Source organism: Caldimonas manganoxidans ATCC BAA-369, from assembly GCF_000381125.1.
Classification (GTDB): Bacteria; Pseudomonadota; Gammaproteobacteria; order Burkholderiales; family Burkholderiaceae_C; genus Caldimonas; species Caldimonas manganoxidans.
In genome coordinates this window covers 74,451-80,931 of the sequence record NZ_KB905943.1, presented here as the reverse complement: position 1 = coordinate 80,931, position 6,481 = coordinate 74,451, and the positions used below count along the sequence as shown (strand labels likewise).

Sequence of the window (6,481 nt, the reverse complement as noted above, 5' to 3'; positions counted from 1 at the left end):
CAGCGCATGGCCCACCCAGTGCTGCACGGGCAGCCCCGCGGCCGGGCTGAGTGCTTCGATGTCGATGTGAAAGGGTTGGCTGAGGCCTTCTTCGATGCGCACGCGCTGCGCCACCAGCCCCGCCGGGGCCACCCCCGGCAGCGCTTGCGCGTGCAGCCTCAGCAAGCGGCGGTCTTGCTCGATGGGCACGCCAAAGAGGGCCCGCGCGGCTTGTCGCGCCGCGGCGGCTTGGGCCTGGTCCATGCATCCTCCCTGTGGATGGTGTGCTGCTCGCCGTGGCAAGCGGCGCGCAGTATGAGAGAAGGGAGGCGCTCAGGGAAGAGCGGGCAGAGGTGTTTTACAACGAGTTTCCGATCGTATGAACTGGTTACAACGGGACAAGGGCCGCTCAAAAAACCAAGGCCGCCCTCGGGCGGCCTTGGCAGTGGCAGGAAGCCGTCGTCGCGTCAATCTGCTTCCTGGAAGGCTTCCTCACGCTTGCGTCGGATGCTGGGCAGCGCCACGATCACCACCATCGCCAAAGCGGCCAACAACAAACCGGCCGACAGCGGGCGGGTAGCAAAGGTCGTCCAGTCGCCGCGCGACAGCAGCAAGGCACGACGCAGGTTTTCTTCCATCATGGGCCCAAGGATGAAGCCCAGCAGCAGTGGCGCCGGCTCGCAACCCAGTTTGTAGAAGGCATAGCCGATGACACCGAACAGCGCCCCCATGTACACATCGAACGGGTTGTTGTTCAGTGTGTACAAGCCGATGCAGCAAAACACCATGATGGCCGGAAAGAGGAAACGATAAGGCACGGTCAGCAGTTTGATCCAGATGCCGATCAGCGGCAGGTTGAGCACCACCAGCATCAGGTTGCCGATCCACATCGAGGCGATCAGGCCCCAGAACAACGAGGGGTTGCTGGTCATGACCTGCGGGCCGGGTTGGATGCCCTTGATCGTCATCGCCCCCACCATCAGCGCCATGACCACATTGGACGGGATGCCCAACGTGAGCATGGGAATGAACGAGGTCTGGGCCCCAGCGTTGTTCGCAGACTCGGGACCGGCCACGCCGCGGATGTCACCCTTACCGAAGCGGCTGGAGTCTTTGGCCAGCTTTTTCTCCAAGGTGTACGACGCAAACGAGGACAGCAGGGCGCCGCCGCCGGGCAGGATGCCCAGGATGGCGCCCAGTGCCGTGCCGCGCAGCACCGCCGGCGCGGCCTGCTTGAAGTCCTCTTTGCTCGGCCACAGGCCACGCACGTCACGCGTGAACACCTCCCGCGCGTGCGAGGGCACCGACAGGTTGGCGATGATCTCGCCGAAACCAAAGATACCCATGGCGATGACGACGAAGTTGATGCCGTCAGACAGCTCCGGAATGTCGAACGAGTAGCGCGGCACCCCCGAGATCACATCCGTGTTGATCTGCCCGATCAGCAAGCCCAGCAGGATCATCGCGATGGCCTTGATGAGCGAGCCCGAGGCCAGCACCACCGAGCCGATCAGGCCCAGCACCATCAGCGAGAAGTACACGGCCGGACCGAACTTGAAGGCCAGCTCGGTCAGCGGCGGCGCAAAGCCGGCGATGATCAGCGTGGCCACCGAGCCCGCGAAGAACGACCCGAGGGCCGCCGTGGCCAGCGCCGTCCCGGCGCGGCCCTGGCGGGCCATTTGGTAGCCGTCCAGCGCGGTGACGACCGAGGACGATTCTCCCGGCACATTGATCAAAATGGCCGTGGTCGAGCCGCCGTACTGCGCACCGTAATAAATGCCAGCCAGCATGATCAGCGCCGGCGTGGCGTCCAGCGCATAGATGGACGGCAGCAGCATCGCAATGCTGGCGGCCGGGCCCAGGCCAGGCAGCACGCCCACCAAGGTGCCGAACAAGGCGCCGATGAAGGCGTACCCCAGGTTTTGCAGCGACAGCGCAGTTTCAAACCCCAGCGCGAGATTGGAAAGCAAGTCCATGAACAGAGCTCCTCGGGCGTTTGATTTACTGCGACAGCCAAGCCGGCCACAAGGGAATGACCAAGTTCAGCGCCCAAGAGAACACGAACCAGGACAACGCCGTCAGCACCAAGGCGGCGATGATCGCATCACGCCAGTTGAATTCATCGCCGGCCAGGCTGGCCACGATGACCAACAGCGGCAACGCAATCAACAGACCCAAACGGGGCAATGCCGCGGCAAACAGCACCACCGAGCCAACGATGATGAACAAGGGCTTCCAGCCGATGTGACCAATGGGCTCACCGTCCTCGGTTTCGATGGTCAAGGAACCGAAGGTGACCAACGCCCCCAAGATGGCCAGCAAGATGCCCAGGCCAAAGGGGAAATACCCCGGGCCCGGCCGCGCAGAGTCGCCAAAGCTGTATTCGGTCGCGCCCCAGGCAAAGGCGATGCCCACAATGATGAACATCAGCCCGGACGCGAAGTCCTTCTGACTTTTGATTCTCACGGTTGCTCCTCAGACGAATCGATGGTGTGAATGGATTTTCTGGATCCGACGGCGTCCGGACCCGTTCGCCCCAAAGGTGAAACTGCCGGGGATTCTAGGGATCGCCCCTTGCGGCGGTCCTGTGGAATACACGTAGCACGGCGCTGACCGACGGTCTCAATGCTCCCAGGCAGGGGTGGCACGCAGCACTTCATCCAAGGTCGTCAGCCCTTCGGCCACCTTCATGGCGCCCGCCAGACGCAAAGGGCGCATGCCGTCCTGGGTGGCTTGTTGTCGCAAACGCGACAAGTCGGGAGTCTGCGTGATGAGCGGTCGAAGCGCCGGGCTGACGGTCAGAAGCTCGTACAGGCCCGAGCGCCCCAGAAAGCCGGTCATGCGACACTCGATGCAGCCCACCGGCCGGTACGGACGTAGGGGACCGTTGATGCGCCACGGTGCAATTGCCGCGGCCAGGGTGTCGCGGCTGAAATCCGCGTCGGGCTGCTTGCAGTGCGGGCACAGCGTGCGCACCAGCCGCTGCGCCAGCACACCCAGCACGGTGGCGCCGATCAGGTAGGACGGCACGCCCAGATCCAGCAGCCGCGTGATGGCCGATGCGGCATCGTTGGTGTGCAGCGTGGTGAACACGAGGTGTCCGGTCAATGCCGCCTGGATGGCCATCTCGGCGGTTTCCAGGTCGCGCACCTCGCCCACCATGATGATGTCGGGGTCCTGGCGCATCAGGGCGCGCAGTCCGTTGGCAAAGTTCAGATCGAGCTGAGGCTGAACCTGGGTTTGGTTGAAGGCCGGCTCGATCATCTCGATCGGGTCTTCGATGGTGCAAACGTTCACCTCGTCGGTGGCCAACCGCTTGAGCGTGGCATACAGCGTGGTGGTCTTGCCCGAGCCGGTCGGGCCGGTGACCAGGATCACCCCGTGCGGCTGCGTGACGAGCTGCTCCCAGCGCTGCGCGTCGTGGCTGGAGAAGCCCAATGCATCGAGGCTCTTGACCGTGGTATCGGGGTCGAAGATGCGCATCACCAACTTCTCTCCGAAGGCGGTGGGCAGCGTGGACAAACGCATCTCGACCTCCTCGCCACGCGGATTGCGGGTCTTGATGCGCCCGTCCAACGGGCGGCGCTTTTCGACCACGTCCATGCGGCCGAGCAGCTTGATGCGGCTGGTCATCGCGGCCATCACGGTCAGCGGCAACTGGTAGACGGTGTGCATCACGCCGTCGATGCGGAAACGCACCGCCCCCATGTCGCGGCGGGGCTCCAGATGAATGTCCGAGGCACGCTGGTCGAAGGCGTACTGCCACAACCAGTCGACCACCTGCACGATGCTTTGATCATTGGCGTCGAGATTTTTGGCCTTGCCCAGCTCGACGAGTTGCTCGAAGTTGGCCGGACCACTGAGCTGACCGTTCTTCGCCGCGGCCTTGACCGATTTGGCCAAGGTGTAGAACTCGGTGGTGTAGCGTGCCAACTCGTTCGGGCTGGAGACCACCAAACGAACCTTCTTGCGCGTGTGCGCCTCGATTTCGGCCACCCAATCGGTGTCGAAAGGCTCGCAGGTGGCCACGGTGATCTCGCTCAGGCCAATCTGCACTGGCAGACAGCGGCGGCGCTCGGCATAGTTGATCGACATCACGTCGGCCACGCGCCCCACGTCCACCTTGAGGGGGTCGATGCGCAGGTAGTCCAGCCCGGCTCGGCCCGCCAGCCATTCGGTCAGGGTCTCGGTATCCAACGGCTTGCCGCTGACGGCATGCACCAGCCCCACATGGGCCAAGCGGATCAACGGGTGCTGGGCACTTTTGCCAGCGGCCAAACGCTGCTGGGTGCGTTGGGCGTCTGCCTCGGTGATCAGCCCATCTTCCTTCAGCCATTGGAGCATGACAAGCCAGTCCAAGCGGCCTGCAGGCACAGTTTGACGAGAGCGACGGGCGCCGGCGAGTTCAGGCTTTGCGGTCATGCGGGATCGACGAGTTTCATCATGCGCGGCCATTTGCGGGCCGGCAAACCCCAACGAGTTTCAATGTTTTCGGCGCGCTCGACAAGCTCAGCGCGGCTCGGTGGCGGCACGCCGCGACACGCCAGCACGATGGTATTGCCCTCACGGGTGGGCCGCAGGCTCCACAGGGTTTCGCCGGCAAAGGCCGTGGCGATGCGCGACAGACTGCGCTCGAAACTGGCGTCGCGTCCGAACAGGTTGACGCTCATCACACCGCCGGGGGCCAACAGGCCGTAGCAAGCACGATAGAAGTCCTCGTCGTCGAGCACGGGGCTGGCCGCTTCGTGGTCGTAGAGATCGACGCACAACGCATCGGCCACCCCTTGATGAGCCGGGTCGGCCACATAGGCCGCCGCGTCGGCTTCGATGACGCGCAAACGCTCGCCGTCGGCAGGCAAACGAAACCATTGCCGGCAGACGCGAATGACTTCGGGGTTCAGCTCCACCGCGGTGCAACGCCAGCGCAGCTTCCTGAGACAAAACTTCGTGATTGCCCCGGCCCCCAGTCCGAGTTGCACGGCATGACCCGCGTCGAGGGCCTCGGCGGGACGCAGCAGCATCCAGGCCATCATGCGCTGCACGTAGGCCAGCTCGATGTCGTCCGGCTTGCGCACCCGCATCGCGCCCTGAACCCAAGGCGTGTCCAAGTGCAGATAGCGCACCCCGTCGGACTCGGACAGCGTCACGCTCGGCAAACGGGGAATGCTCTTGCGAGAGTTGGAAAGACTCATGCCAGCTCGTACTGCTCGAAAACGGCCCGCCAGGCGGCCAGCTTGCGCTCGAAGCTCCAGGAGGCATTGGCCGGGCTGCTGGAGGGCAGGCGATGCACGGGCAAACCCAGCTGACGCGTGATGCGCATGGCCCGGGCGGATTCGCCGCCGTTGTGGGCCACGGCCCGCAAGGCGGGGGCCCATTCGCGCAGACGCCTCAGGGGGTTGAGCTCAGCCTCCTCGATCGCGCTGTCCAGGCTGCCCTGGCGCCGGCAGCTCGCATACACATCCCATATGCCCAGCCCGCGCTCGCGCACGATGTCCAGCCGTTGGGCATAAGGCAGGGCTCGCAGATCCAGCCCCCACAATGCCGACAGGATGGGCCAGAATTGATTGCGCGGATGCGCGTAGTACTGCTGCTCGCACAGCGAGGCCACGCCGGGAAAACTGCCCAGCACCACGAGCCGGGTGTGCGGCGCCAGCACGGGCGCCAAGCCGTGCAAACGAACGGAAGCCTTCATGCCGGCGCCAAACCCAACACTTGGCGTGCATTGGCCGAGGTGGCATGCGCCACGGCCTCCACGGCGAGGCCGCGCAATTCGGCCAGGGTGTGGGCTATGCGCGGCAGCTGTGCCGGTTCGTTGCGGCAAGTCTGCCCCGCCGCACGCTGCGCCGCGGTGCGGTACAGCCATTGCGGCGGAATGTCCGGCGCATCGGTCTCCAGCACCAGGGCCTGCAGTGGCAGCTCGCGGGCCAAGGCACGAATGCGCAGCGCACGCTCGAAGGTCATGGCGCCGCCAAAGCCCAGTTTGAAGCCCAGGTCGATGAACGCCAGCGCTTGCTGCAAGCTGCCATTGAACGCATGCGCGATGCCGCCTTTGACACGCAGGCGTCGCAAGTGTTTGAGCAACGCATCGGCCGAGCGGCGCACATGCAGGATCACCGGCAGATCGAACTCACGGGCAAGCTGCAACTGATCCACGTAGAACCGCTCTTGCACCTGGCGATCCAGACCCGGCACGAAATGGTCCAGCCCGATCTCGCCCACGGCCACCAGGCGGTCGTCGTCACGATGGCGCTCAAGCGCCGCCCGCAGCATCGCCACGGCCCCGGGCGGCTCGGCCTCGACATACATCGGGTGCAAGCCCAGGGCGTAGAAGAAGCCATGGGCATGGGCCAGTTCACGCACGGCATCGAGATTGGCGGTGCTTACGGCCGGCAGCACCATGCAGCCCACCCCCTGGGCCTTCGCACGTGCGACCACCGCGTCGCGGTCGGCATCGAACTCGGCCGCATCGAGGTGGCAATGGGTGTCGATCCACATGGTCCGT

7 protein-coding genes are annotated in these 6,481 nt (G+C 64.7%); all 7 read right to left on the bottom strand.

Features of this window, described 5'->3' with window-relative positions; genetic code table 11:
• Positions 1–243, bottom strand: a 243-nt coding sequence (locus F615_RS0109870; RefSeq protein WP_026330208.1) for a hypothetical protein, incomplete at its 3' end; no start/stop codon positions are given.
• Between the two features lie 203 nt (positions 244–446).
• A complete protein-coding gene (locus tag F615_RS0109860) occupies positions 447–1,955 on the bottom strand; it encodes a tripartite tricarboxylate transporter permease (protein WP_019561019.1) in 1,509 nt (502 codons plus the stop codon).
• Positions 1,956–1,980: 25 nt separating this feature from the next.
• Complete coding sequence (locus F615_RS0109855) at positions 1,981–2,445, bottom strand: tripartite tricarboxylate transporter TctB family protein (RefSeq protein WP_026330207.1); 465 nt, start codon at positions 2,443–2,445, stop codon at positions 1,981–1,983.
• 156 nt (positions 2,446–2,601) lie between these two features.
• Positions 2,602–4,401 (bottom strand): type IV pilus assembly ATPase TfpB, encoded by a 1,800-nt coding sequence (gene tfpB / locus F615_RS0109850; protein ID WP_026330206.1) that lies wholly within the window; start codon positions 4,399–4,401, stop codon positions 2,602–2,604.
• Positions 4,398–5,171 (bottom strand): methyltransferase domain-containing protein, encoded by a 774-nt coding sequence (locus F615_RS0109845; protein WP_019561016.1) that lies wholly within the window; start codon positions 5,169–5,171, stop codon positions 4,398–4,400. The genes tfpB and F615_RS0109845 overlap by 4 nt, the downstream gene beginning before the upstream one ends.
• Positions 5,168–5,671 (bottom strand): DNA-deoxyinosine glycosylase, encoded by a 504-nt coding sequence (locus tag F615_RS0109840; protein WP_019561015.1) that lies wholly within the window; start codon positions 5,669–5,671, stop codon positions 5,168–5,170. Before F615_RS0109840 ends, F615_RS0109845 begins: the two co-directional genes overlap by 4 nt.
• Positions 5,668–6,474, bottom strand: coding sequence for a TatD family hydrolase (locus tag F615_RS0109835; RefSeq protein WP_019561014.1), 807 nt, complete (start codon positions 6,472–6,474; stop codon positions 5,668–5,670). The genes F615_RS0109840 and F615_RS0109835 overlap by 4 nt, the downstream gene beginning before the upstream one ends.
• Positions 6,475–6,481 lie beyond the last annotated feature (7 nt).

Bases quoted from the DNA above. Each gene is read 5' to 3' on its own strand.
- F615_RS0109845 (WP_019561016.1), bottom strand. From the start codon at position 5,171: ATGAGTCTTTCCAACTCTCGCAAGAGCATTCCCCGTTTGCCGAGCGTG.
- F615_RS0109860 (WP_019561019.1), bottom strand. From the start codon at position 1,955: ATGGACTTGCTTTCCAATCTCGCGCTGGGGTTTGAAACTGCGCTGTCG.
- F615_RS0109835 (WP_019561014.1), bottom strand. From the start codon at position 6,474: ATGTGGATCGACACCCATTGCCACCTCGATGCGGCCGAGTTCGATGCC.
- tfpB (WP_026330206.1), bottom strand. From the start codon at position 4,401: ATGACCGCAAAGCCTGAACTCGCCGGCGCCCGTCGCTCTCGTCAAACT.
- F615_RS0109840 (WP_019561015.1), bottom strand. From the start codon at position 5,671: ATGAAGGCTTCCGTTCGTTTGCACGGCTTGGCGCCCGTGCTGGCGCCG.